This window comes from Actinokineospora spheciospongiae, assembly GCF_000564855.1.
GTDB lineage: Bacteria > Actinomycetota > Actinomycetes > Mycobacteriales > Pseudonocardiaceae > Actinokineospora > Actinokineospora spheciospongiae.
Genome location: NZ_AYXG01000027.1, coordinates 1 through 26,569, shown reverse-complemented (window position 1 = coordinate 26,569; position 26,569 = coordinate 1). Strand labels below are relative to the sequence as shown.

Annotated in this window: 20 protein-coding genes; 2 read left to right on the top strand and 18 right to left on the bottom strand. The window is 74.5% G+C overall.

Annotation, left to right across the window (positions count from 1 at the left end):
* Positions 1 to 70: 70 nt before the first annotated feature.
* The 4 genes from UO65_RS03320 to UO65_RS03305 are packed head-to-tail and all read right to left on the bottom strand — an operon-like array spanning position 71 to position 5,085.
* Entirely contained in the window at positions 71 to 1,669 is a 1,599-nt protein-coding gene (locus tag UO65_RS03320) for a dipeptide ABC transporter ATP-binding protein (RefSeq protein ID WP_035278592.1), read from the bottom strand.
* The gene (locus UO65_RS03315) at positions 1,666 to 2,502 is read right to left on the bottom strand and encodes an ABC transporter permease (RefSeq protein ID WP_035278590.1); all 837 of its coding nucleotides are present in this window, start codon (positions 2,500 to 2,502) and stop codon (positions 1,666 to 1,668) included. Before UO65_RS03315 ends, UO65_RS03320 begins: the two co-directional genes overlap by 4 nt.
* A complete protein-coding gene (locus tag UO65_RS03310; RefSeq protein WP_200873294.1) occupies positions 2,495 to 3,466 on the bottom strand; it encodes an ABC transporter permease in 972 nt (323 codons plus the stop codon). Before UO65_RS03310 ends, UO65_RS03315 begins: the two co-directional genes overlap by 8 nt.
* The gene (locus UO65_RS03305) at positions 3,463 to 5,085 is read right to left on the bottom strand and encodes an ABC transporter substrate-binding protein (protein ID WP_035278588.1); all 1,623 of its coding nucleotides are present in this window, start codon (positions 5,083 to 5,085) and stop codon (positions 3,463 to 3,465) included. The genes UO65_RS03310 and UO65_RS03305 overlap by 4 nt, the downstream gene beginning before the upstream one ends.
* A gap of 220 nt (positions 5,086 to 5,305) precedes the next feature.
* Here UO65_RS03305 and UO65_RS03300 point away from each other — a divergent pair, with 220 nt between their 5' ends.
* Positions 5,306 to 5,788: a flavin reductase family protein gene (locus UO65_RS03300; protein ID WP_035278663.1), complete on the top strand. Its 483-nt coding sequence runs from the start codon at positions 5,306 to 5,308 to the stop codon at positions 5,786 to 5,788.
* On the opposite strand, the gene UO65_RS03295 is transcribed toward UO65_RS03300, so the two are convergent.
* Positions 5,773 to 6,588, bottom strand: a complete 816-nt coding sequence (locus UO65_RS03295; protein WP_035278586.1) for an SDR family NAD(P)-dependent oxidoreductase — start codon at positions 6,586 to 6,588, stop codon at positions 5,773 to 5,775. The genes UO65_RS03300 and UO65_RS03295 overlap by 16 nt on opposite strands.
* Positions 6,589 to 6,725: 137 nt before the next feature.
* Between UO65_RS03295 and UO65_RS03290 the strand changes: the two genes are divergently transcribed.
* Positions 6,726 to 8,078, top strand: a complete 1,353-nt coding sequence (locus UO65_RS03290) for a hypothetical protein (protein ID WP_152551959.1) — start codon at positions 6,726 to 6,728, stop codon at positions 8,076 to 8,078.
* Here the strand turns inward: UO65_RS03290 and UO65_RS03285 are convergent.
* The 13 genes from UO65_RS03285 to UO65_RS03225 all read right to left on the bottom strand — a co-directional run bounded on the left by UO65_RS03285 (position 8,072) and on the right by UO65_RS03225 (position 25,624).
* Positions 8,072 to 9,655, bottom strand: coding sequence for a VWA domain-containing protein (locus UO65_RS03285; RefSeq protein WP_035278584.1), 1,584 nt, complete (start codon positions 9,653 to 9,655; stop codon positions 8,072 to 8,074). The two genes, UO65_RS03290 and UO65_RS03285, sit on opposite strands and share 7 nt — an antisense overlap.
* Positions 9,652 to 10,785 carry a hypothetical protein gene (locus tag UO65_RS03280; protein WP_035278582.1) on the bottom strand — a complete coding sequence of 378 codons (1,134 nt, stop codon included), beginning with the start codon at positions 10,783 to 10,785 and terminating at the stop codon, positions 9,652 to 9,654. The genes UO65_RS03285 and UO65_RS03280 overlap by 4 nt, the downstream gene beginning before the upstream one ends.
* 28 nt (positions 10,786 to 10,813) lie before the next feature.
* Positions 10,814 to 11,593, bottom strand: a complete 780-nt coding sequence (locus UO65_RS03275; protein WP_152551958.1) for an FHA domain-containing protein — start codon at positions 11,591 to 11,593, stop codon at positions 10,814 to 10,816.
* Positions 11,594 to 11,659: 66 nt separating this feature from the next.
* Positions 11,660 to 13,495: a protein kinase domain-containing protein gene (locus tag UO65_RS32975; RefSeq protein ID WP_052020598.1), complete on the bottom strand. Its 1,836-nt coding sequence runs from the start codon at positions 13,493 to 13,495 to the stop codon at positions 11,660 to 11,662.
* 251 nt (positions 13,496 to 13,746) lie between these two features.
* On the bottom strand, positions 13,747 to 14,268 hold the full coding sequence (locus UO65_RS03265; protein WP_035278579.1) for a hypothetical protein: 522 nt from the start codon (positions 14,266 to 14,268) through the stop codon (positions 13,747 to 13,749).
* Positions 14,269 to 14,675: 407 nt separating this feature from the next.
* Positions 14,676 to 16,229: an ArnT family glycosyltransferase gene (locus UO65_RS03260; RefSeq protein ID WP_152551957.1), complete on the bottom strand. Its 1,554-nt coding sequence runs from the start codon at positions 16,227 to 16,229 to the stop codon at positions 14,676 to 14,678.
* Positions 16,230 to 16,377: 148 nt separating this feature from the next.
* Entirely contained in the window at positions 16,378 to 17,391 is a 1,014-nt protein-coding gene (locus tag UO65_RS03255; protein ID WP_161784419.1) for a polysaccharide pyruvyl transferase family protein, read from the bottom strand.
* Between the two features lie 43 nt (positions 17,392 to 17,434).
* Positions 17,435 to 18,193 carry a phytanoyl-CoA dioxygenase family protein gene (locus tag UO65_RS32970; protein WP_052020596.1) on the bottom strand — a complete coding sequence of 253 codons (759 nt, stop codon included), beginning with the start codon at positions 18,191 to 18,193 and terminating at the stop codon, positions 17,435 to 17,437.
* Complete coding sequence (locus UO65_RS37185; protein ID WP_200873293.1) at positions 18,171 to 20,714, bottom strand: glycosyltransferase; 2,544 nt, start codon at positions 20,712 to 20,714, stop codon at positions 18,171 to 18,173. The genes UO65_RS32970 and UO65_RS37185 overlap by 23 nt, the downstream gene beginning before the upstream one ends.
* The gene (locus UO65_RS03240) at positions 20,711 to 22,165 is read right to left on the bottom strand and encodes a glycosyltransferase family 4 protein (protein WP_035278576.1); all 1,455 of its coding nucleotides are present in this window, start codon (positions 22,163 to 22,165) and stop codon (positions 20,711 to 20,713) included. The genes UO65_RS37185 and UO65_RS03240 overlap by 4 nt, the downstream gene beginning before the upstream one ends.
* Positions 22,162 to 22,944 (bottom strand): glycosyltransferase, encoded by a 783-nt coding sequence (locus UO65_RS03235; protein ID WP_233427423.1) that lies wholly within the window; start codon positions 22,942 to 22,944, stop codon positions 22,162 to 22,164. The genes UO65_RS03240 and UO65_RS03235 overlap by 4 nt, the downstream gene beginning before the upstream one ends.
* 416 nt (positions 22,945 to 23,360) lie before the next feature.
* Positions 23,361 to 24,548: an MFS transporter gene (locus tag UO65_RS03230; RefSeq protein WP_052020594.1), complete on the bottom strand. Its 1,188-nt coding sequence runs from the start codon at positions 24,546 to 24,548 to the stop codon at positions 23,361 to 23,363.
* A gap of 110 nt (positions 24,549 to 24,658) precedes the next feature.
* The gene (locus tag UO65_RS03225; RefSeq protein ID WP_052020589.1) at positions 24,659 to 25,624 is read right to left on the bottom strand and encodes a multidrug resistance efflux transporter family protein; all 966 of its coding nucleotides are present in this window, start codon (positions 25,622 to 25,624) and stop codon (positions 24,659 to 24,661) included.
* Positions 25,625 to 26,569: the final 945 nt, after the last annotated feature.

Here is a 26,569-nt window from a genome sequence, read left to right as displayed (position 1 = left end):
GTGCGCCGGTGCGGGCGGCGGGCGCCCCGGCAGCCAGGGGGTGGGACGGTTGCGCGGATCGGGAATAACCTCAGCTCGCGGTGACCCGCGTGCCGGGGATGGCGGCGAGCAGTTCGCGGGTGTGCTCGGCGCTCGGGTCGGTGAGCACCGCGTCGGTGGGGCCGGACTCGACCAGCCGACCGCGCCGCATCACCCCGACCTCGTCGGCGACCTGCCGGACCACGGCCAGGTCGTGGGTGATGAACAGGTAGGTCAACCCGTGCTCCTGTTGCAGGCGAACGAGCAGCCGCAGGATCTGCGCCTGCACTGACACGTCCAGCGCGGACACCGGTTCGTCGAGCACCACCAGGTCCGGGTTGAGCGCGAGCGCGCGGGCGATCGCCACCCGCTGCCGCTGCCCGCCGGACAGCTCGACCGGCCTGCGGCGCAGCGCCGACACGGGCAGCGCCACCTGTTCCAGCAGCTCGGCGGCCCGTTCGCGCCTGCTCGCCCGGTCGCCGACGCCGAACGCGCGCAGCGGCTCGGCGACGATGTCGCCGAGCGTCATCCTCGGGTTCAGCGAGGCGTACGGGTTCTGGTGGACGAGCTGGAACCGGCGGCGCAGCGCGCGCAGCCGCTCCCCGCGCGCCGCGGTGATGTCCTCCCCGTCGAAGGTGACCGTGCCCGCGTCCGGGGTTTCCAGGCCGACGGCCATCCGGGCGGTGGTGGTCTTGCCGGAGCCGGACTCGCCGACCAGCGCCAGCGTGCGGCCCCTGGTCAGGGTGAAGGACACGTCGTCCACGGCGGCGGTGCCGTCGAAGGAGCGGCGCAGGCCGGTCACCGCGAGCAGCACGTCGGTCCCCGCCGGGCGGCGCGGGCGCAGCGGTTCCCCGGCCAGGGCGGGGGCGGCGGCGAGCAGGTCGCGGGTGTAGGCGTGGGCGGGGGCGCCCAGGACCTCGCGGGTGGGTCCCTGCTCGACCACGGTGCCCCCGGACATCACCGCGACGTGCGCGGCGCGGTCGGCGGCCACGCCCAGGTCGTGGGTGATGAGCAGCACCGCGGTGCCGGACTCGGCGGCCAGCTCCTGGAGGTGGTCGAGGATGGCGCGCTGCACGGTGACGTCGAGGGCGCTGGTGGGTTCGTCGGCGATGATCAGCCGCGGTTCCCCGGCCAGGGCGATGGCGATGAGCACCCGCTGGCGCAGGCCGCCGGAGAGCTGGTGCGGGTACTGCCGGGCGCGCTGCCCCGGCCGGTCCACCCCGGCGCGGCGCAGCAGCTCCACGGCCTCGGCGGCGAGCCGGGCGCGGGGGGCGAGGCGGTGGATGCGCAGCACCTCGGCCACCTGCTCGCCGACGCGGCGCACCGGGTCGAGGGAGACGGTGGGGTCCTGCGGGACCAGGGCGATGCCGGTGCCGCGCACCGACCGCCAGCCCTTCTCCGACAGCCCGGTGAGGTCGCGGCCGTCGAAGGTGATGCTGCCCGCCTCGACCCGGCCGCCCGCGGGCAGCAGCCCGATCGCGGCGTGCGCGGTGGTGGACTTGCCCGACCCGGACTCGCCGACCACGGCCACGATCTGTCCTGGGTGGACGGTCAGGTCCACCCCGCGCACCGCCCGCACCGGTCCGGTGCGGGTCCGGTAGGTCACGTCCAGGCCGTCGATGCGCAGCAACCCCGCGCTCACCCCGGTCATCGTCCACTCCGTTCGCCGTCGAGGGCCCGGCCGAGCCGGTTGGTGGCCAGCACCACCGCGGCGACGGTGAGGCCGGGGAAGGTCGTCATCCACCAGGCGGTGGCCAGGAAGCCGCGCCCGCCCGCGACCAGCGCGCCCCACTCCGGGGTGGGCGGGGTGGCGCCGAAGCCGAGGAAGCTCAGCGCGGACACCTCCAGCACGGCGGTGCCGAAGGTGAGCGTGGCCAGCACCAGGACCGGTCCGAGGGCGTTGGGCAGCACGTGCCTGCCCAGCACCCCGCTCCAGCGGACCCCGCTGGCCCGCGCGGCCTCGACGAACGCCCCGGACCGCACGCGCAGCACCTCCGCGCGCATCAGCCGGGCGAACGCGGCGAGGTTCGACACCCCGACGGCGATGGCCACGTTGGTCGTGCCGAAGCCCAGCGCGGTCACCAGCGCGAGCGAGAGCAGGATCGCCGGGACCGCCTGCACCACGTCGATGACGCGCATGACCACCGAGTCGAGCCAGCCGCCGCGGAACCCGGCGAGCAGCCCGAGCGCCGCCCCCGACACCAGCGCCACCAGCACGGCGATCACCGTGGCCCGCAGCGACAGCGCCGCCCCGTGCACGACCCTGGCGAACACGTCGCGGCCGGTCTCGTCGGTGCCGAACAGGTGCGACGGCGACGGGCCCCGCAACCGCTCGGCGGGCACCCCCGCGATCGGGTCCTGGCCGGTGAACAGCGCGGGCGCCACCGCGGCCAGCAGCACCAGCGCGATCACCACCCCGGAGAGCACCAGCCCCGGTCTGCGCAGCAGGTGCAGTCCGGTGTCCCGGACGGACAGGTCAGGCATCGGCGGTCACCTTCCCGGTGCGGGCGGCCGGTGCGGCCAGGCGGGGGTCGAGCAGCGGGTAGAGCAGGTCGACGGCCAGGTTGACCGCCACGAAGAAGAACGCGGCCAGCACGATCACCGCCTGCACGACCGGGATGTCCTGCGCGGTCACCGCCGCCGCGGTCACCCGGCCGACGCCGTCGCGGGCGAACACGGTCTCGGTGACCACCGACCCGGCGAGCAGGTTGCCCGCCACCACCCCGACCAGCGTCAGCGCGGGCAGCGCGGCGCCGCGCAGCGCGTGTCCGAAGTGGACCCGACCGCGACTCGCGCCCTTGGCCAGCACGACCTCCACGTAGGGTTCGGCGAGCTGGGTGCGCAGGCTCTTGGCCAGCACCTGCCCGATGATCGCGCCGGTCGGCAGCGCCAGCGTGACCGCCGGGAGGACGAGCGAGGCGAACCCGGTGGAACCGAGCGCGGGCACCAGGCGGAGCTGGAACGAGAACACCTGGATGAGCACCAGCCCCACCCAGAACGACGGCAGCGAGATGCCCAGCGGCGGCAGTGACAGCAGGAGCTGCCCCAGCCAGCGCTGCCGGGTGTAGGTGCCCAGCACGGCCACGCCGCCACCGAACAGGACCGCCAGCACCAGCGCCAGGCCGGTCACCGCCAGGGTGGGCGGCAGCGCGGACAACACCAGGTGGGTGGCGTCGTCGCCGGTGCTGACCGAGGTGCCGAAGTCGCCGCGCAGCGCCGCCAGCAGGCGCTTGCCGTACTGCACCGGCAGCGGGTCGTCCAGGCCGTGGGCGGCCCTGGCGGCGGCGACCTCGGCGTCGGAGGCGGTCACCCCGCCCTCGGCGGAGCCGAGCTTGGTCAGCACGGCGTCGCCGGGGAGCAGGTAGAGCACGACGAATGACAGGGTGAACGCCGCCCACAGCACTACGACGGCCTGCGCCAGGCGGCGCGGCACGCTCGTGCGGCTCACGACCCCGACACCCAGGCGTCGAAGAGGCGCAGCCGCGAGGACGCCTCGAACTCGATGCCGTGCGCGGTCGGCCCCACCCCCAGGACCTGGGTCAGCTCGAACACCGGGATGACGTAGGCCTGCTCCACGATCAGCCGCTGGGCCCGCTCGGCGGCGGGGCCGCGGGTGGCCGGGTCGACCGTGGCGGCCTGCTGGTCCAGCGCCTCGTCCAGCGGGCCGGGAGTGAGCTTGCTGCGGTTGGCCGACTTGGTGGAGTAGAGCTGGCGCAGGATGTCCGGGTCGGCGCGGGTGGTGTTGAACCAGAGGAAGTCATAATTCCCGGACTGCTGGATGGTCGTCGTCTCAGCGGTGGTGTGCAGCTCGATGCGCAGGTCGAAACCGATCTTGCGCAGTTGCTGCTGGATCAGCTCCAGGGCGCTCTGGTTCTGGTTGAACACCGCCGAGAACACCACGCTCGCGGTCAACCGCTGCCCGTCCTTGACCCGGATGCCGTCCGGGCCGGGCTGCCACCCGGCGGAGTCGAGCAGCGCCTGGGCGCCCTGCTGGTCGAAGGCCAGTTCCTTCGTCAGGTCCGCGTGCAGCGGGGTGGTGGAGCCGAGGACGCTGGTGGCGGCCCTGTAGTTGGACGACAGGACGGTCGAGGTCACCTCGGGGCGGTTGATGCCCTTGGACACGGCCTGGCGCACCTTCGCGTCGGTGAGCACGCCGCGGGTGGTGTTGGCGGTGAGGTTGAACACGATGCCCGGGTTCGGCCGCACCGGCTCGGTGAACCCATTGCCCGTGAACTGCGGCTCGTCGACCGGCTGCACGTCGGTGATCGCGTCGAGCTGGCCGGAGGCCAGGCTGCCGGTGCGCACCCCGGGCTCGGGGACCACCCGGTAGGAGATCCTGTCCAGGTACGCCTCGCCGGTGTGCCCCCACAGCGGGGAGCCCCAGGCGTAGCCGGGGCGCTTGGCCAGCACGACCTCCCGGTTGGGCTGGAAGCTCTCGAAGACGAACGGACCGGAACCGATCAGCCCGGTGCCCTGGCAGCGCTGCTCGGCGGTCCCGGCGTAGGCGGCGGGCGCGAGCACCCCGAGCGACATGGTGGAGCTGGCCTGGAGGAACTGCGCGCTCGGGACGGAGAACTCGATCTTCACCGTGGCCGGGTCGAGCGCGGTCGAGCCCCGGTAGGCGGCCAGGTACCCGGCGCCGAGCAGGGACTTCGGGCCGAGCGCCTTGATGCCGTCGAAGCTGGTCTTGACCGCGGCGGCGTCGACCGGGGTGCCGTCGGCGAAGGTGGCGCCGGAGCGCAGGTGGAAGGTGAACGCGGTCGAGTCGGGTGAGACCTCCCACCTCTCGGCCAGCCAGGGGGTGATCTCGCCGGTCTCGGGGTTCTGGTCGGTCAGCGAGTCGACCAGTTGGCGGCCGACGTTGAGCGCGGCGTTGGTGCCGACCTGCTGCGGGTCGAGGCAGTCGGGGTTGGAGGAGATCCCCAGCCGCAGGGTGCCGCCGGGGCGCGGCGGCCCGGCGTCGGCGCCGGTCGCGGCGGTCCCCTGGGCGCCGCAGGCCGAGAGCAGCAGCGCCGCGCCCAGCAGGGCCGCGGTCCGGGTGGTTCGGGGTCTCGCGTGGCCGGTCACGGCAGGCCTCCAGGAGCGGGGAAAGGGGCGTTTTCCCGCACGCTAACCGCCGTAAGAGCAGGTCCGGGGGCCTTCTCACCCTGCGGTCGCCCTTGACTGGGCCACTGTCGCCCATCATCCGGGAGCGTGGACAACCGCCGCCGGGACGGGCATCCTGGACAGCGGCACATCCCGTCCGAGTGTTCGCTGTGGACGGTCAACGGCGATGAGGGGGGACGCGGTGCAGACTCCGAGCCCGGTGGCGTCGACGCGGATGCGGGAGGTGCTCGGCCACTTCGCCACCGGCATCGTGGTGATCACCGCCGCCGGACCCGCGGGCCCGGTGGGCTTCACCTGCCAGTCGTTCGCCTCGCTGTCGCTGGACCCGCCGCTGGTCAGCTTCTCCCCCGCCCGCACCTCCAGCACCTGGCCGGTGATCAGGGCGATCGGCCGGTTCGGGATCAACGTGCTCGCCGAGGACCAGGAACCGGTGTCGGCGGCGTTCGCCCGCAGCGGCACCGACAAGTTCGCGGGCATCGCCTGGCGGCCCAGCGCCAACGGCGCCCCCGTCCTCGACGGCGTGTGCGCCTGGCTCGACTGCACGCTGTGGAACGAGTACGACGGCGGCGACCACACGATCGCGCTCGGTCACGTGCACGACCTCGCCGCCGACCCGTCCCGGTCACCGCTGCTCTACCACCGGGGGTCCTACGGCATCGGCTGAGGCGTGGTGAACGCCGCGTCCTCACCCCTGGCGATGCGCAGCGCCTCGGCCACCCGGCCGCGCAGCCGCCGGTCCATGACCCGCTGCGCCAACCCCCGGATCGGCAGCACGGCCCGCGCCCACCCCGGGGCGACGATGGTGCGGCTGCGCCCGGCGATGCCCTCCGCCAGCGCGTCGATCCCCCTGCTCAGCGGGGCGGGCCTGTTGATCGGGCCACCGGTGACCGCCCGCGCGGCCTCGGTGCCGAAACCCCGGCTGGTCATGTCGGTGTCGAGCTCGGCGAAGTAGGCGACCCCGACCCGGGCCCCGCTCGGGCGCAGTTCGGCCCGGAGGGTGTTGCCGAGGGCCTCCACCGCGGCCTTCGAGGCGCTGTAGGCGCCCAGGAGCGGCAGGTGGACGGCCGCGGCCAGGGAGGAGATGAGCACGGCGTAGCCGTCGGGGTGGGCGATGTGCGGGCCCGCGGCGCGCAGCGTGTAGTAGGCGCCCAGCACGTTGACCTGCAAGGTCCGCTCCATGGCGGCGGGGTCGCCGCCGATCAGCGGCAACTGCTTGGCGATCCCGGCGTTGGCCACCACCACGTCGAGGCCGCCCAGCTCGCCGACCAATTCCTCGACCGCGCGGTCGACCTGTTCCCGGTCGGCCACGTCGCAGGGGCGCCACGGGGCGGCGCAGGACGCCGCCACCCGCTCCAGCAGCTCCGGTTCGAGGCCCACGAGGGCGACCCGGGCACCGGAGTCGGACAGGCGGGTGGCGAGGGCGGCGCCGATGCCGCGGGCGGCACCGGTGATGAGGACGCGCATCCACCAAGCCTAGTTTGCGAACGCTATTGTTCGCAAACACCGTTTTCCCGAGTCGGGGCTCATCCGCGATCTTGGACGCATACCGAAGACCGGAAAAGCACCACGGAATTGTGCTGTCCGCCTCGTACGCTGCCCGCGTGTGGGGTCGCCGGTCGGACATCGATGACGAGTTGCGGGGCAGGGTGGAAGCCCTGCCCGGCCTGGGTGCGTCCGCGTGGCTGGAGTTCGACACCGACGTCCGGGCGATCCGGTTCCCCGCCGCCTGGAGCGCGGCGCTGCGCCGCCGCCTCGCCGACGGCACCGCTACCCCGCAGGACGTCCTGCTGGCCGCCTGCCACCGCGACGGGCACCTCCGCGAGGCCGCCCTGCAGATCAGCACCGACCCCAGGATCGCGGCGCTGCGCAGCGGCGACTGGGTCCCGCAGGTGCGCGACCTGGCCCGCGAGCGCTGCGCGGCGGCGCTGCCGGACGCCCTGCCCGCGCTGGTCGGGTTCGCCAGGGCGATGCGCGACCGGGCGCACGGCGGCTGGCTCGCCGAGGCGGTGACGGCGGCGCTGACCACCGCCGCACCCCAGGTGCTGGCCGCCGCCAGGGCCGTGGAGGACCAGAAGGCGCGGCGGATGGTCTTCGCCACCACCGCCGCCGCACTGCCCCTGCCGGAGCTGCTGCACCTCGCCCGCACCGACCGGGACCGCGAGGTCCGCCTGATCTGCGGGGCGGCGGCACTGCGCGCGGCCAGGGCGGCGGACGACCCCGGCGCGGTCCACCCGCTGCTCACCGCCCGCACCTCGGCGCTGCGCGCGGACGCCGTGCACACCCTGGCCCTCGCCGGTGACCTGCGGCCCGCCGCGGCGGCGCTGACCGACCGGACCGCCGTCGTGCGCGCCACCGCCCAGGCCGCCCTGCGCCGCGCGGGCGAGGCCCCCGCCGCCCACTACCGGCGGGTCGACCCGCCCACCCCGGAGTCGGTGGCGGGCCTGGGCGAGACCGGTTCCCGCGCGGACGCCGACGCCGTGACCCCACTCCTGGCCGCGCCCCTGCCCCGGATGCGCGCCGCCGCGGTCGACGCCGTGCACGCCCTCGGCGCCGGGACCCCGGACCTGTTGGCGACACTGCTCACCGACCCGTCCCCCCGGGTCAGCCGCCGAGCGGTGCGGGCACTGCGCGCCACCCCGCCGCCCGAGCCGTTCCTGCGGGGGGCGCTGGCGCCGGGGAACCCCCCGCACCAGCGCACCGCCGCCTACGCGCTCCTGCGCGCGGCCTCACCCGCCTGCCGCCTGCACACCGACCTGCTGCTGCTCGCCGACCCCGCCGACCCGCTGCACGGCGCGGCGGAGCGCGACGTCGCCGAGTGGCTGCGCAGCGGGTCCGCGACGGCCTACCTGCGCCCCGGCGACGCGCCCTGGGCCGACCTGCTCGCCGGGGCCGCGCCCACCCTGGGCCAGGAGCGGGTCCGCGTCCTGCGGTTCCACCTCGGCCTGCGTCACTGATAGCCGCGGATCTCGCAGAACGCGGCGGCCAGGCTCTCGGTGCGGGCGTCGACGTACTCGCCGCCGGTGCGGTCGGCCACCGTGCGCATCTCCGACTCGTTGGCCTCCCCGAACAGGATCGGGAACACCGGGACCGGGGGCGCGGTCGTGAGGAAGTCCAGGTAGGCGGGGAGCCCGACGCCGTCGGTGTTCTCGCCGTCGGTCATCAGGACCACGCTGGTGAAGCGGTCGCCCGCACCGGCGGCGAGCCCGTGCGCGGTGATCAGCGAGTCGTAGACCGCCGTGCCGCCGCCCGCCCGCAGACCGTCCACATCGGACCGGATGGCGGCCAGCGACGGGCCGGGGTCCGCCGCGTCGACGGTGAAGTCGTGCCGAGGCAGCGGGCGGCTGTTGAACGGCAGCAGCACGATCTCCTCCCGCTTGCGGAACCCGCACACCTTCCCCGCCAGTTCGGACCCGGCGCCGGTCAGCTCCTTCAACGCGGCCCTCAACCCGTCGATCCGACCGTCCCGCGCCATGGACCCGGACACGTCGAGCACGTAGACCACCCGCGACGGCCGCCGCAGGTCGTCGTTGTAGGCCTGCAACAGCGCCTCGATCGCCGCCCAGCTATCCGGGAACGGGATCTCGTTGAGCGACCCCGGCACCCCCTGCGGGCGGTCCACCCCGGGCACCGCGGGGCGCCGCGACGTGGTCTCCCCGATCGACCGCTGCACGTCCGGGGTCCGCAGGTACTCGGTCAGCCGCCGGTGCAGGTCGCGCGCCCCGGCGGAGGCGCCCGCGAGCGCGGTCAGCGGGTAGTCGCCGACCACCACGCCGTCGGTCGGGTAGACCAGGGTCAGCGGCTCCGGCAGCCGCCCGGACCGGTTGAGCGCGAGCAGCGACGACTCGTAGCTGACCAGCCCGTCGATCGGCCCGCCCGGCTGCCTGCCCGCGTTGCGCTCGACGTAGGCGTCGGTCAGCCAGTCCGACGACGGCGCGGTCAGCCGGTGCACGGAGAACAGCGCCGCCACCTGCTCGGCCACCTTCCTGATCGCCTCCACGTCGAGCACCCGGCCGCTGCCCTCCAGGGCCGCGGTCATCGCCAGCAGCGCGGAGAAACCGGTGTTGGAGGCGTTCGGGTCGGTCATGGCGAAGGTGAACTGCTCCGCCCGCGCCGCCGCCACCACGTCCGGCCAGCGAACCGGCCTGCCCGCCCAGCCGAGCCGGTCCGCGGTCGACTTCGTCAGCCCCAGCACCACCGGCGAGGCCATGGTCTGCACGGACGTGCCCAGGTGCGACCCGGCACCGGGGAAGGTCCGCAGGTAGTTGGCGGAGGAGAACCACACCGCGTCGTACTTGCCGTCCGCGGTGCCGTCGGCGACCTGCTTCGCCCCGTCCAGGCTGCCGACGAAGGTCAGCTCCACCCGCACGCCGGTCGCCTCGGCGGCCTTGTCCAGCACCGGCTCCATGTCCGCCAGCTCACTGCCCGCCAGCACCCGCAGCGTCCCCGGCTCCCCGGGTCCGACCGCGGGCGTCTCCTGCGTGCACGCGGTCAGGCAGAGCGCCGCGAGCAGCACCGCACCGAGAACCCTCATCCCCCACACCTCTTCCCGGACGCCCGCATGGCCACCAACCGGTCGACCAGCGACCGCATCTCGTCGAACGACGGCGACTCCGCCGCGGTCACCGGCGGGTCGGCCAACCCCTTGGGCTGCACGGTCCGCCCCTGCGGCCGGAACCCGTGCTCGGCCACCAACCGCGCCAGCTCGTCGTCGTCGCGCAGCACCTGCCCGACCCGCTGCCCCTTCGCGTCGAGCGCGATCAGCGTGTGCACCGAGGCGATCCCCGGGTTCGGGTAGAGCACGTCGTGGCCCTCGGGGAGCACCTTCGCCGACAGGTACTGCGACTCGTAGACGAACGCCATCGAGGTGCGCGGGTTCTGCCCGGCGTACTGGTCGAACAGGTCCTGGCTCTTGATCGGCTTGCTGCCGCCCTGCGCGGCGAACAGCGGGCACACCTGGGCCGCCACCGCCGCCATGTTCTCCGCCCCGATCTCGGCCCGGTTCTGGTTGCGGGTCCACGCGGCGGCGGCCAGCAGCAGGAACCCGGAGTTCGAGGCGTCCGGGTCGGTGGAGTACAGCAGCACCGGGGTCTGGTCGGTGGCGGGGCCGTCCGCGTTCAGCGCGCTCCACGTCGTACCCGCGCTGACGAGTTCGAGCACCCGCCCGAGGTCGACCACGTCCTGGTCGGCCACCGACCGCACGACGCCGTTGGCCCTGAGCGTGGTGACCGTCTCCGACAGCGTGGCGATGACCATCGGCGAGGAGAAGACCTCGTACGGGTCCAGCGCGGGCAGCTCGTGCCGGATCGCCTGGTCGTCCAGGATCTCCCGGGCGGTGGTGCGGCTGCCGGGGAAGGCGAAGTCGTAGCCGTGCCCCTCCCGCCGCAGCGGGTCCACCATGTCCAACGACCCCCTGGAGTCCACCACGACCCGCAGCGCCAGGCACCGCAACCGCTCGACGACCCTGGGGTCGCGGAAGAACTCCTCCTTCTCCGACCCGATCACCCCGTGCACCTCGGCCACCGGTTCGTCCACACAGGACCCACCCGCAGCGCCACTCCCACCGCCCTTGGCCACGTAGACCGCGACGACGGCGATGATCGCCACGCCCAGCACCAGCGCCACCAGCCGCGCCGTGCCCCCGCGCCTCCCCGGCGCGGTCACCGGAGCCCGTCCGTGTTGCACCACAACGTCAATCTCCTGTTCCTGTGTCCAGCAGCCGCAGGTCGGGCGGCACGAGGGTGGCGGTGTCGAGCAGGACCCGCAGCAGGTTGCGCTTGATGGCGTCCGGGGGCGCCGAGTCGGCGGTGACCCCCGCAACCCCGGCCGCGGCCAACCGCTTGCGCACCCCGTCCACGGCGTGCTCGGCCCGCCGGTCGGTCCACCCCCGTTGGCGGGGGACCTCGTTGAGCCTGCGGCTGGTCTCGTTCCAGGACAGCGGGTGCGCGTCGTCGGCGCGCAGCAGGTACAACTGGAACAGGGCCACCAGCACCAGCCGCTCCCGCGGCGACAGCGGCCAGGCCAGGTCGCGGGTGCCGGTCTCCGGGCGCACCCGGTCCGCACCGCGCCGCCCCGAGCTGACCAGCAGCTCCACCACGTGCAGGCGGCTGCCCTGGATGTAGAGCGGGGCGTAGCCGTGCGGCACGGTGGTCTCGTGCTCGTGCAGCAGCGCGGGCGCGTCGGAGATGCGGATCGGCAGCCTGCCGCCGTTGCGCAGCGTCCACCGCCCGTCCGGGGCGCAGCGCAGCGTGGCGTGCTCCCGGCTGACGTACCAGTCCCCGGCCCCGACGGTCACGTGCACGTCGGGGCTGTTGCGGCCGAGCACCAGCGTGCTGTGCGCGCGCGGCGCCGCGGCGTACCCGCCCTCCTCGCCGAGGACGAACAGCGCGCCCACCGGCGCCGGGGCACCGCCGAGCAGCGGCTCGTGCCGCAGCAGGCTCGGCGTCAGCGGTTCGAGGAAGTACATGCCCATCGACGGGGGCTCCTTGGTCGGTGCGGGCCGGTCGTGCCGGTCGGTGCGGGCCGGTCGTGCACGACGTTAGGGCCGCGGTGGCGGGAGCCCTCCCGCGTCGCGGGTGTGGTCATCCGGCCGCGCGGGCCCCGGCGGCGCGGCGGGCCCGCGCACCCCGAACGCCAACAGCGCGCCCGCCACCGCCAAGGCGAACAGAATCCACACCCCGGCGACCCCGCTGAACACCAGCGCACCGCCGACGATCCCACCGACCGCGCCCCCGGCCACCACCTCGGGCACGCGCACCCCCGCCAAGCGCCCCCCGGCCCGACCGGTCGCGGACTCCCCCGGCCCCCGCGCCCCCGGCTCCACCGCCCCGGTCCCGGCAGGCGCCCGCTCCCCCTCCCCACCGAACAACCACGTCTCCGACCCGATGAACCTCCGCCACCCCGCCCTCGCAGGCGCCCCCTCCGACCCGGCAGGCTCCCGCCCCGCCGAGCCACCAGGCACCCACCTCTCCGACCCCGCAGGCCCCCGACCCTCTGATCCAGCAGGCGCCCACGCCGCCGAACCAGCAGGACCACGCCCCTCCGGCCCATCAGGCACCCACGCCTCCGGTCCCGGAGGCTTCCGACCCTCCGACCCGGCAGGCACCCAACCCTCCGAACCGGCAGGCCCACGTCCCTCCGACTCACCAGGCGCCCATGCCTCCGGCCCCGCAGGCCCCCGCCCCTCCGACCCGGCAGGCACCCAGCCCTCTGAACCAGCAGGCCCCCGGCCCTCCGGCCCAGCAGGTTCCCACCTCTCCGGACCGGCAGGCGTCCGCCCTTCCGGTCCGGCAGGCGGCCAGCCCTCCGAACCAGCGGGCATCCGCCCCTGTGGCCCGGCGGGCGTCCCCCTCCCCGGTTCCCCTGGCTGCCGCCCTTCCGGCCCGGCGGGCGTCCGCCCGTCTGGTTCGGCGGGCGCCGACCGCTTCGGTGCTCCGGTTCCCCGCCCGCGCGGCCACGCCGGTAATCGCTTCTGCGGGGTGGCCGACCGGCCGCGCTTGGGCTTACCGGCCGCCAATTCCCCCGCCAGCGATGCCCGCAGGCGGCTGAGCTGCTCGTCGCGGAGGGCTTCCCGCGCGGCGGCGGCGAGGTCGCCCGCGCTCTGGTAGCGCTCGTCCGGCTTCTTGGCCAGGCCCTTGGCCACCACCGCGCGCAGCCCGTCGCCGATCGACTCCGGGAGCGGTGGGGGCGGGGTCTGCATGTGCGCGACCAGCACGGACATGTCGTCCCCGGCGAACGGCCGCCGCCCGCTGAGGCACTCGTAGAGCACCACGGCGAGGGCGTAGACGTCGGCGCGGTGGTCGGACCTGGTGCCGTCCAGGCGCTCCGGGGCGATGTAGTGCGGGGTGCCGACGATCTGGTTGAGCCCGGTCAGCGGTTGCGCCTCGATCGGCTGCGCGATCCCCCAGTCGAACAGCCAGGCGTGCTCGCCGCCCGCCGCGGAGACCTGCTCCAGCAGGATGTTCGACGGCTTCACGTCCCGGTGCCGCAGGTGCTTGCGGTGCGCGGCGTCGAGCGCCGCGGCGACCTGGGAGACCACGTGCACCGCCCGCTCCGGGTCGAGGCCGCCCGGGTGGGCCTTGATCTCGGTGGAGAGGTCGGTGCCGTCGACGTAGCGCATGGCGATGTAGGGCTTCTCGCCCACGGAGTAGTTGTAGACCGGCAGCACGTTCGGGTGGTCGATCTGCGCGGCCAGTTCGCACTCCTGCCGGAACCGCCGCTCCAGGTCCGGGTCGGTCAGCGCCCCCGCCGAGAGCAGCTTCAACGCCACCTGCCGGTTGTGCAGCATGGTGTCCTCGGCGACGTGCACCTCGCCCATGCCACCGCGGCCGAGCAACCGCACGAGCCGGTAGCGGGTCACTTCGTCGCGCACCATCGAACCTCGCACTCCAGCGTGAGCCCGGTGCGGGGCCCGGGAGTCCGGAGTCTAGGCACGCGGGTGCGGGTGGGCTCCCGAGTTCAACTCCCGGTCACCCACCCGCCGCGCGTTGTTCGCCCAGCCCGGCCCGTTCAGCCGGGCACGGTGCCGGTGGCCGCCCGCAGCGCGACGAGGAGGGGTGGATTCCGTGGCCGGTCCGGCGGGGGTGAACGTCCCGGGCGCGGCACCCGCTCGTGCCGGTCGTCCGGTCAGACGGGCTCGAGCAGGCAGTTCTTCAACCTGAACGCCTCACCCAGGTCTTGGCCGACGTAGTAGCCGTCGGGGACCACACCGCCGCGGAAGTCGGCGCACGCGGGTCCGCCCCAGTAGTCGTTGAGCAGCATCCCGTCCACAACGGCGAAGCGCGTGGTGTAGTACGACGCCCGGTAGAACCAGCCGGTGCTCTTCAAGTCGAGGTGGTAGCCGTCCTTCTTGATCAACCAGCGCGCCCACCCCTGCTCGTCCACCTCTTGCAATTGGAACTGGCAGGCGGAATCGATGTCCTCGTACATGACGATGTAGTCCGCGAACGCCACGTTCGAGGGCCAGTCACTGCGCGGGCCGAGGTACCCGGGGATCATTGTCTTCCCGTTGTTGCTCAGGAAGTCCGCCTTGCAGCGGTACCACGTGTCCGGGCTGACCGCCGCCGCCTCGCCGGGCAGGGTGAGGGGTGGTCCCTTGGGAACGAACGGCTGGTCGTCTGCGGATGGGAATCTCGCCGGGTCCGACATGGCTGCTCTCCTCACGGTAGTCATCGCAGACTGCGTGTTCGGCATCCGACGTGACAACCCGGGAACCCCGGCATCACCTGTCCGGGACGGGCCACACACACCGATCGAAGGAACGTCCCGGCGGTGCGGCAAGCCGGGACGCTGATCGGGTGGGGCGGGGGTTCCGGCAGGCCCCCGACGCCTGCCGGAACCCCCGCCCGGTCCGGTGCCCCGCCCGCGGCCCTCCGGGCGGCGCGGGCGTGACCAGGACTCCCACCGCCCGCGAGGACGGCTCATCCCCCGGGCGCGGAGCCACATCCGACTCAACGAGCCGAGGACGTCCCGGAAACGCCCCGCGCCGGGAAGACCGGCGGCACGCGGGGAGGAACCCGAGGTGCCCCGTCAGGCGCGGCCGGGTGGGTTCGGCACTACGGCGTCACCACCTCGGGGATGAGCTGCCCCCGGCTCACCGCCGCGTCCAACTCCGCCTGCGACAACTTCCAGACGACGGTGTCGCCGCCGGTCGGGCCGGAGAAGGTGAACACCGGCTGGGCGTGCTTCGCCAGCCAGGGCAGCAGGTCCGGTGAGGCGTAGCCGTAGCCCTGGCTCAGTGGGCGGCTCTGCGTGAGCACGTAGTCGGCCCGGTGTTGCCGCAGGGCGCCCAACGACACCCAGGTGCCCACGTGCAGGTCGTTGCCCTCGCCGGAGTGCAGAGCGAACTGCGCCGTCGGGGACGTCAACCCGACCCGCGACCCCGGCGGCACCTGGGTGTCGAGGTAAGCCCGGGCCTGCTGGTAGGCGTTGTCGCGGACGCTGCGGGCGTGGATGGCCGACGCCAACCCCGCCAGCACCACCAGCGCCGCCGCGACGGTGAACACCGGTCGGGCGCGCAGGGTCCACCGGGGCGGTTCGGTGAAGGCGATGCCCACGGCGAGCACGCCCGGCACCACGACGAAGTAGCCCATCTGCTCCTCGAGCGTGCCGAAGGCCAGCGCGAAGAGGCCGAGCAGCCCCATCACCGAGGCGACCAGCCCGACCAGCCGCCGGTCGGCCCGCGTGGACCGCAGCGCCCACAGCCCGGCCGGGACCGCCAGGCCCAGCAGCACGTAGGACGTGCCGAACCGGGTCAACTGCGAGATCAGCGCGTCCAGCAGGCTCGGTGCCTGCGCGGAGTTGAACCCGGTGATCTGGTCCAGCCCGGCCATCCGCCGCACCCCGCCGACCTTCGCCGCCCACCAGCCCGGCAACCGCCCGGTGACCCCCAGCGCCACGAGGTAGGCGGCGTAGGGCACGAGCCCGGCCGCGACCACAGCCAGTCCCTGCCGCACCGGCATCGTCTTGCGCCACACGACCGCCAGCACCAGGGGCAGCAGGGCGGGCACGACCGCGACGTCCTTGGCCACCACGGCGAGGCCCAGCAGCACCCCGCCCAGCACCGCCACCCACCGCCTGCGCGACAGGACGCAGAGCAGCCCGGCGAGCACGAACACGAACGCGGGCGTCTCCAGCATCACCCGGCTGTCGTTGCGCAGCACGAACGGGTCGGCGGCGAGGACGACCGCACCCACCACGGCGATCCACGGCCGGGTGACCCGCAGCAGCAGCGCGTAGGCCAGCCCCACGCCCACCGCCCCCAGCACGGCGTTGACCCACCGCAACTGGAACACCAACGAGGTCGGGTCGGCGGAGAGCCCGAAGACGTCGATCACCGCGCCGTTGATGAGGAAGGTCAGCGGCGGGTGCAGGTGGAACGGCTGCCCGGCCAGGTTCGGCCACTCACCCCGGCTGACCGACAGCGCCAGCCGCGAGTAGGTCACCTCGTCGATGAACAACTCGTTGGCGGTCACCAGCCCCCACACCCGCAGGGCCAGCGCCAACACGACCACCGCCGCCCCGGCACCCACCAGCCACCCGGCCCCGGGCGCCCGCCGGTGCGACACCACCACCGGTTCCCCCGCCGGGGGAACAGCCACCGCGGTCACGAACCCACTCCCACACCAGAGCCGGCATCCCCCGCCACCGCAGGCCGATCCGCACAGGCAGGACCACCCCGTCCCAGCGCAGGCAGCACCCACCCGGCGCCCGCAGGCACCGCTCGCCCGGCGCCCACGGGCATCACCCGAGCCGTGCTCACACGACCACCTCCGCCACGGTCCGCTCCACCCAGTCCTCCACGTCGTCCACTCCGGACACCGCGGTCGCCCCGGCCGACTCGGCCAGGAACGCGCGGGTCTTCTCCTCCCAGGCGAACCCCGCGCACGGCACCCCCGAGCCGACCGCGAACACCAGCGCGTGCAGCCGCAGCCCCAGCACCGCCGAGGCCCGCCCCACCACCGCCTTCGCCAGTCCCGGCGGCAACTGCGGGCCGACCACCGGGACGTCGGCGCCGAGCCGCTCGGCGAGTTCCCCGGCCAGCACCGAGTCCCGCCGGGCCAGGCCGAGGCCGTAGTCCGCGTGGGTCGACAGCGCCACCGCCGCGACTTCCCCACCATGGTCGCGCCACCGCCGGGCGGCGCGCAAACAACTGTCCACAGCCACCCCCATCCGCTCGTCGGACGGCAGCGCCTTCAACGACAGCAGCAGCAGCGGCCGGTCGCGGTCCACCCCGGCGGCCACCAGTGCCCGGTCCGCCGCCTCGGGCGATTCGGGTTCCAGTCGCAGCGCCAGGTCGCCCACGTTCGGCACCTCGACCCCGAGCGTGCGCACCGACAGTTCGTCGCGCACGGTGATCCGGCCCGCCCGGGCCGCGGCGCGCAGGCCGCGCATGGCCAGCGGGGGCGTGCCCGGGTAGACCCCGATCGCCAGGTAGAAGGTGTCGCGCCCGGCCGCCTCGGCCGCGGCGACGACCGAGGGCAGCAGCCGGACCAGCGGCGGCAGCCCGGCGCCGAACATGCCGCCGCCGACGACCAGCACCGCCTGGCACCAGCGCAGCGCGGCGGCGAAGGACAGCGGGGTCATCGGCCGCGCGGGCACGGCGTGGGTCCACTCGACCATGCGGGGGTTGCGCGAGAGCACGCCCACCTCCGCGGTCGCGGGCAGTTCCTGCAACGCCCGCGCCAGCAGCGCCTCGTCACCGGTGTTGCCGTTGCCGAAGTTCCCCACGACCAGCACCCGACGACCGGACAACCCGCTCAACCCGGTCACCCGAGCCCCCTCTCCACTCCGGACAAGACAGAACCGCACAGACTCACCGGGAACGCCAGGACCGCGTCCGCCACCGGTGGATGCCCTGGTGGGCCAGGCTCGCGGCGGGCACCACCGCCCGAGGGCGGGTGAACTGGAGAATCCACGCCGTGCGCGTCCCCTCCCCCAGGTTCGGGTGCGCGGAGTGCACCGTCTCGAACAGGTGCATCGCCGCCCCGCCCACCGGCAGCGGGCAGTCGACCGCGGCCGACTCGTCCACGCCCACCGTCCGCAGCGCTCCCCGCCGCCCCGGCACCTCCTCGTGCGCCAGCACACCGCCGAGGTGGCTGCGCGGCACGTACCGCATGCAGCCGTCGCGGGCCCCGACGCCGCCCATCGGCACCCACACGTTGAGCCGCCGCTCGGCGAGGCCGGACCGCTTGTGCACCCGGTCCTGGTGCCACACCGTCTCGAACCCGCACCCGGGCGGTTTGCGGATGCTGTGGTCGAACCGGAACCAGGTGCCCGGCCCGAGGACCTGCCTGGCCAGGGCGCGGCTGCGCCGGAACACCGCCGAGCGGCGCAGCGCGGGCGAGAGCACCGACGGGTACAGGATCTCCGGCACGTCGGCGCCGAAGTCGCCGTCCGTCGCCCCCAGGTCCAGCACGCTGGTGGCGGGCAGCGCCGGGAACGACTCGAACAGCCGGTCCAGTTCCGCGGCGACCTCCGCCACCTCGGCCGCGGTGAACAGCGAGGGCACCGCCAGGAAGCCCTGCCCCAGCAGCGCGTCGCGCTCGCGTTCAGCGACCACCGTGTGCGGCATCCGCGCTCCACTCCCGAATCGCCGACAGGTAGCTCTCCTCCTGCCGTTCGGCCAACCAGTCCCACGAGTACGCCCGGGCGAACTCCCGCCCCGCCGCGCCGAGCCGGTCGGCCCGCTCCGGGTCCAGGGCCAGCGACACCAGTGCCGCGCCCAGGGCGTCGGTGTCGAAGCACGGGACCCGCACGCCGACCGCCTCGGGTACGACCTCGCGCAGGCAGTCGATGTCGAAGGCCACCACCGGGCTGCCCGCCGCGGCGGCCTCGACCGCCACCATCCCGAACGTCTCGAACCGCGACGGCACCGCGACCACGGCGGCCCCGGCGAACAGGCGGTACTTGTCCACCCCGGCCACCCACCCGGCGAACCGCACCCGGTCGGCGATCCCAGCCCGCGCCGCCAGCGCGCGCAACCGCTCCTCGTCCGGCCCGGTGCCCGCGAGCACCAGGTCCCCCGGCAGGTCGCCCGCGCGCGCGGCGAACGCGGTGAGCAGCAGGTCCAGGCCCTTCTGGGCGATCTCCAGCCTGCCGACGAACACCACGTCGCACCCGCGCGGTTCGCGCACGTCGAACGCCCGCGCGTCCACGCCGTTGCCGACCACGTCGACCCGGGCGGTGCGGTTGATCCGGCGCAGTTCCCGCGCGATGCCGTCGGACACCGCGACCATCCGCCGGTGCGTGCGCACCCCGGCGCGTTCGACGAGGTGGAACGGCAACCTGTACTGCCGCGCCTTCTCCCTGGCGTTGAGCCACTGCACCATGCCCAGCGTGGGCCGGTTGGTCCACAGTGGAGCCGCCATGGTGGAGATGGGTGCGAAGAAGTCCTCGACCACCAGGTCGGCCCGGTGCCTGCGGGAGACGAACGGCAGCGCCACCGCGTAGCCCGCGATCCGCCCCAGGTAGGTGCGCCCCGACCCGACGCCGACGTGCAGGTAGCGCACGCCGTCCTCGACCCGGTCGACGCAGCCGGGCCAGCGGGTGGTCAGCACGGTGATGTCGTGGTTGCGGGCGAGCCTGCGGTTCATCTCGTGCGTGCGCACCGCCCCGCCGCCGGACCCGGGCAGCGCCGGGTCCTCGAAACCCAGGTGCAGCACCCGCAGCCGCTCACCGGGCGCAGGCTGCGGCCGACCCGACCGCAGCCGCCACAGCGCGAACAGCCCGAGCGCCACCGCCAGCACGGCCCAGGCCGGGGTCCAGGTCCGCGCGAGCCACAACGGCGGCAGCGCGACCAGCGTGGCCAGCACGGCCCCGAGCGGCACCGGCAGCGGCTCGGTGCGCACCGCCACCACGGCCGCGGCCACCGACCCGAGCGCGGTGCCGACGGCCAGCCCCGGCACCCCGCCGAGGAACCAGCCCGCCGCCAGCCCGGCGACCAGCAGTCCGACCGCGACCGCCAGCATCCCGGTGACCTGCCCGAACGCGCCGCGTGCCTGGTGCACGGTGGCCACCAGGGTCACCACGCCGTAGCCGAGACCGGCGACGGCGGTGGCCACCACGAGCCCCCCGACACCGGACAGGTGGGCGGGCACGACCAGGCCGAGGACGTCGGCGGGGGCGGTGACCAGCACAGCGGCGGCGGGCAGGCCGAGCCACCCGTAGGCCGACAGCGCCGAGCGCAGCGCGTCGCGCCGGTCCGGGCCCGCCAGCCTCGGGTACAGCACGACGGCCAGGGCGGTGGCCACGTACAGCGGGGCCCGGCCCAGGGTGCTGGCCAACTGGAAGCCCGCGGTGTCGGTGTCGGCCCCGGCGAGCACGGGGGCGAGCACGATGTCGGTCGCGGTGAACACACCGAGCAGCGCCTGCGCCCTGGTCAGCCCGGCCGTCTCCCGCCACCGCGACCGGTCGCCCAGCAGCCCCGGCCGCCAGCGCAGGTCGCGCCAGGCGGGTTTGGCCGTCCCAGTCGGACCGAGGTCACCGAGCTGCGATCCGGCGGTCTGCGGCACGCCGTCGCCGACCGCCCGCGCGGTCAGGCCGCCGACGAGCAGCACCGCCGAACCGACCACGAACGCGCCCAGCGCCCCGGCCGCGCCGAACCCGGCGACGACCGCCACCGCGCCCAGCGCCACCCGGACGACGACCTCCGCCACCCGCAGCACGGCGAGCCGGGCGAACCGCAGTTCCCCCTGCAACCAACCGATCGCGGTCCCCGGCAGCACCACCGCGGCCACCGCGGCGGCCGTGGCCAGCACCGCGGGCACCGGCGCGTACACCGCGCTGATCCCGCCCAGCACCAGCGCGACGAGCAGGGCGCCGACCAGGCTCAGCGCGACGCTGTGGGCCATGGCCGAGCGGCGCCCCGGGGAGCCGGGCGGGTGCACGCGCACCGCCTTGGCCAGCGCCCACGGGATCGCCGCCGAGGCGGTCCCGGCCAGCAGCAGCATGGTCTGGCCCGCGGCGAACACGGCGTACTGGGCGCCGTCGAGCAGGTGGGCCAGGACGATGCCGTAGCCGTAGCTGACCAGGCTGACCACCATCGTCGCGCCCGCCACCTGCAGGCCCGCGCGGGCCAGCGGCGCACCGCTCACCGGCGCTCCACGGCGGTGGACGAGGTCGCGGGCAGGGGGTTCACCCCGGTCAGCAGGTGTTCCTCGGTGGCCAGTTCGACGCTGACCGGCTCGACGTTCCACCGGGCCAGCACCGACTCGGCGTCGAGTTCGTCGCAGCCGTGCAGCAGCGCCGTGCCGTGCTCACCGTCCACCCGGACCTGGTCGGTCAGCCTGCCCCGGGGGGCCGGGACGTCGCGGGGCACCCGGAAGCGCACGGCGGTCGCCATGTCGGAGCGGGCGTGGCGGCGGCTGCGGCGCGCGGTGCCGCGGCGGGTGATCTCGGCGCCGACCACCCCGGCCAGCAGTTCGGCGCTGCGGTCCCAGGTGAACGCGGACGCCCACGCCCGGCAGCGGTCGGACACCGCGGCGGCGGTGTCGTCGTCGGCCAGGGCGGTGAGCGCGTCCACCACGCCCTGGCCGAGCGCGGCGGCGTCCGGCACGACCCAGCCGGTGCGGCCGTCGAGCACCGAGTCGTCGATGCCCGCGGCGGCGATGGCCAGGCACGGCACGCCGAACCTGGCCGCCTCCAGCACCGTGCAGCCCCAGCCCTCGCCCTGGGAGGTGGAGGTGGTGAGCCAGGCGCGCTGCATCAGCTCGTCGCGCTCGGCGTCGGAGAGCCTGCCGCGGAAGCGCAGCGAGCCGCGCAGGCCCAGTTCGCCCGCCAGCAGCTCCAGCGGCCTGCGCAGCGGGCCGTCGCCGATGACCTCCACCCGCAGGTTCGGCACGGCGGTGAGCACCTCGGGCAGCGCGCGCAGCAGCAGGTCGACCCGCTTGTGCGCGACCAGCCTGCTCACCAGCACGATCGTCGGGTCGGGGTCGCGCGGACCGGCGCGCAGCACCGACGGCTCGTTGCCGTTGGGCACGATGAACACCGGGCCCCGCGCGCCCAGCCGGGTGCGCATGTCGCGGCGGGTCGACGGGGAGACCGCGACCATCGCCCGGTCGCGGTAGACGCGCCTGCTGACCGGGCCCTCCAGGAACCGGCCCACGGCGGCCACCGGCTTGCTGAAGTGCGCGCCGAACTGGTCCTGGTGCACGTGGTGCACGACCTGGACGACGGCCGTGGACTTCGGCACGAACGCTGGGGCGAAGAACGGGATGCCGTTCTGGCAGTCCACCACGGCGTCGAACAGCGAGCCGACCCGCAGCAGCGCCGAGGCCGCCGCCGGGTACAGCGAGAACTGCCCGCCCCGGCGCAGGACCTGCACGCCGTCGATCACCTCGCGGGCGGCGGCGCCCTCGGGGCGCGAGGTCAGCCAGGTGACCTTCACCCCCGCGGCGGCCCAGCGGCGGGCGATCTGGTGGGCGTACAGCTCGGCGCCGCCCGCCTGCGGGTGCCTGATGTCACGCCAGTTGACCAGCAGGACCGAGCGACCCCGCAGCGCGTGCAGACCGCTCACCGGTCCGTCCGAACCCGACACGCCGCTCATCCGTTCGTCCCGAGGAGACCGAGGGCCGCGCGGAACGCGGGCAGCCCGTCGCGCAGCGGGCGGAAGGTGGAGCGGGCGTCGTCGGTCCAGTTCACCGGCAGCTCGACGACGGTGCCGCCCTGGGCCTGCACGCCGCGCAGCAGCTCGACGTCGAAGGCGAAGCCGGTGACCGCGCAGCCGGACAGGGCGCGCTGCACCGCGCGGCGCTCGAAGAACTTGAAGCCGCACTGGGTGTCCGACACCCCGGGCACGACCCGCCTGGTCAGTGCCCGGAACGCGGCGCCGCCGACGCGCCGGGTGACCGGCTGCCTGCGCACGATGGCCGCGCCGGTGGCGTAGCGGGAGCCGATCACCGCGGTGGCGCCCTGCTCCAGCAGCTCGGCGGCCGGGCCGAGGGCGTCGATGGGGGTGGCCAGGTCGGCGTCGACGAACCCGACGAACCGGGCGGAGCTGGTCATCATGCCGCGCCGGACCGCCGCGCCCTTGCCCGCCGTGGAGCAGCCGATGACCTCCACCGGCACGGCGGCGGAGGCCGCGGTGCGGGCCACCCGGGAGGTTGCGTCGCTGCTGCCGTTGTCCACCACGACGATCCGCGTCGACCACGGCACCCCGGCCAGGTAGTCGGCGGTGGCGGTGAGCGACACCCCCAGTCTGCGCGCCTCGTTGTAGGCCGGGATGACCACCTCGAGGTCCACAGCGGAGCGCCGTGGCCGGGGGATGGCCGGGTCGGACACCTGTGCCCGGAGGGCGCGGGGCGGCAACTGGCTGGCCTGGGTCACACGAGGGCTCCCGTCGTGATTGCGGATTCCTGCGATCTGTTCCTGCCTGCGGTGGCACAGCGGCTCTGACCATAGGACACGGTCGGTCGCGGCGTAACACAGGAGGGGTACCTGTTCACAACACGAAACGGCGAATTCACCGTTACGACGACACTGAGAGTATCGAGTGAGCGGGGTCACGATCCACCATTTCCGCAGGTGGACGCCGGTCCCGGAAATGGTTGAAGGCGGAAACAGTCAACGTTTGCGCAGCTCAGAGGCCCCCCATGGGCAATTGCTCCGTTTGCCACAATGTGTCACACCACTGTTGTCAGCAAACTCGAACTTAATTCACAGCTTCTGCGGTGGTCCGATTTTTCCGTCCTGACCCGGACTCCGGAGCGCTACCTGCGAAAGTAGGAAAATGCGGGGAGCGGTCAATCCGAAGCCGTCCGGACGAAGCGACCGTCCACTCCAGACGGTGGTTGACCTGCCCGCAGCACCCGCATCGCCACCGCGCCGACCAGCGGGCCGGGGGCGAGCAGCAGGAACGCGTACCGCCAGCCCGCGGCCTCGGCGAACACCGGCACGAGCGCGATGCTGACGGTGGTGAGGGTGAAGCCGAGCGCGGTCTGCGCGGTCAGCGCGGTGCCCACGTACCGCTGGTCGGCGGTCTCGCTGAGGACGGTGGAGAACACCCCCGAGTCGGCGATGACCGCCGCGCCCCACACCACGCACAGGACCGCGAGCGCGGCGGGCCCCGCGGCGAAGGCGATCGGTGACAACAGGCAGCACGCCCCGCTCACCGCCAACGCCCCCACGGCCGCGGACGAGCGCCCGCACCGGTCCGAAGCCCACCCGCCGAGCAGGCACCCGACAACACCGGCGACCCCCAAGGCGAAGAAGACCAGGACCTCCGCAGCCGCGCCCCCGGTCCCGGCGGCGACCAGGAAGGCGGGTAACCAGGTCCACAGCGCGTACAACTCCCACATGTGCCCGAAGTAGCCGAGGTTCACCAGCCGCGGCCCCCGTTCCCCGAACATCGCCACGGCGTACCGGGGGTTGCGCGGCGGCGCACCCACCGCGGCGTGCGGCCCCGGCCGCACGGACACGACCGCCACCACCGCCCCCACCACCCCCAGCCCGGCCGCGACGGCGAGCACGCCCCGCCACGGCAGGTGCCCGACCCCGCCGAGGAGGTGCGGCAGCGCCGACCCCACCGTCAACGCCCCCACCAGGATGCCGAGCGACCGCCCCCGGGTGGCCGACTCCGACCAGGACGCCATCAGCTTCATGCCCACCGGGTACACCCCCGCCAGGCACACCCCGGTCAGGAACCGCAGCGGCACCGCACCGGCCATCCCGTCGACGGCCACGGCGAGCACCGCCGTGCACGCGGCGGCGGCGAGAGCGCAGGCGGCGAGCAGCAGGTGCGGCCGGACCCGGTCGGCGAGGGTGAGCGCGGCGGACCCGACCGCGCCCACGACGAACCCCACCTGCACGGCCCCGGTCAGCCACACCGCCTCGGCCGCCCCGATCCCCCACTCCTGCCGCAGGCCCGGCACCACCGCCGACACCGAGAACCAGACGGCCAGCGCCAATACCTGCACCACCGCGATCCGCATCCGCACGCTTCCCCCAACCCTCGTCCGTTCACCGCGGACGAAGATTACGGCGGAACGGTTTCGGGGGCGAAAAGTTGTCCACAGGCCCCTTTGCGGTCCACTGGGGACAGTCAGCCGCGACCGACCACCGCGTACCCGACGACCCCGAGCGCGATCACCAGAATCCCCAACCACGCCACCGCACCCGGCGCCGCCCCACCCAGCACCAGCGGCTCCGCCACCGCGACGAACACGACCTCCCCCGCCTGCGTCGCCTCCACCGCCGCCAGGTGCACCGGGTCGTCCCGCACCCGCCGGGTCGCGGCGAAGAACAACGCCGTCGCCACCACCCCGGACGACAGCGCGACCAAAGCCGTCCCGGCCACCTGCGTCCCCGACGGCAACCCGGTCCGCACCCCACCCACCACGGCGAGGACAACCCACCCGGGCAGGCTGCCGACCGTCAGCGCCAACACCCGCTGGAACGTGTCCAACCCACCACCGAGGTCCATCGACTTGCGGTTGCCCACCGGATAGGCGACCGCCCCCACCAGCACCGCGACAACCCCCACGACCACGGACCAGCCGAGCCCCCCGGGCGCCTCCAGGACGGTCAACGCCACCCCACCCAACACCACCAGCGACAGGACCAGCGCCACCGGGGGAATCCGCCTGCGGGCCGGATCGCGATAGAGGACGGGGGCCAACACCATGCCGCAGACGATCGTCACCTGCCACACCGCCGCGACCACCCACCCGGGCGCACTGTCGGCGGCGAAGCACAACGGCGCGTAGAACAGCCCGAACCCGACGGTCCCCCACACCAGCCACCGCCCCGGCGCCGCCCGCAGCGCAGCGCCGACCGGACGCAGCCCACCACGCAACCCCACCAGAGCGGCGAAGACGGGCAGGGTGATCAGGTAGCGCAGCGCCGCCGTCCACTCCCACGCCCCACCACTGACGGACAGGCCCCGGTTGGCCACGAAGGACACCGAGAAGAACAGCGCGGAGAGCAACCCGAGCCCCATCGCGGCGGGAAGGCCGGAGAGGGCCAACGGGCGGACGCGGGGCACGCGGAGCGGGAACGGAGTGGACACCCCGCGATTCTGAGCCAGAGACGGCCCACTCCACCAGCAAACCACCCATGACGGACAGCACAGCGAACCACTCCGCACGGCCCGGGGCCTGCCCGCAAAGCCGCTCGGCCACCCCGCACCGGCAGCCAACCGCCCAGAACCCGCCGCCGCCAGCCGCCGGACAACTGGCTTCCGAAGTGGTCGGCGACTGCACCGGGGAGGTTCGGTGCGGCTGGTGACCGGGGCGGTGTTGGTGGGGTGGCTGGTTACCGCCGCACCAGCGGGTTCGCTGTGGCCGGGGGTCACGCCGAATCTCGGCGGCACAGCGGCCGACCACCCCAAGAATGGGCGGCCCGCCCGCACCTCACCCACGCACCGGCAACCAACCGCCCAGACCCCGCCGCCCGCCAGACAACTGGCTTCCGAAGCGGTCGGCGGCTGCACTGACAGGACTCGATGCGGCTGGTGACCGGGCCGGTGGTTGGTGGGACAGTTGGTTGCCGCCGTGCCAGCGGGTCCGCTGTGGCCGGGGGTCACGCCGAACTTCGGCGGCACAGCAGCCGACCACCCCAAGCATGGCCGGCCTGGCCACCAGCCACCCCTGCAACCGCCAGCCCGGCGAGCACACGTCTGGGCGGGTGGATGCGCTTGCCACCCGGCCACCCCACGAACCGCCTGCTCGGCCACGGACATGCCCGGGTGGGCGGACGCGATTGGCCAACCAACCACCCCGAAACCGGCAGCCCGGCCACGCCCCTGCCCGGGTGGGTGCATGCGCCTGTCGGTCGACCACCCCCGCAACCGCAGGCCCGGCGAACACACGCCCGGGTGGGTGGACGCGCTTGCCACCCGACCACCCAACAACCGCCAGCCCGGCGAGCGAATGCCCGGGTGGGCGGATGTGCCTGGCCAGCCGACCACCCCGAGAACCGCCGGCCCGGCGAGCGAACTGCCCGGGTGGGTGGA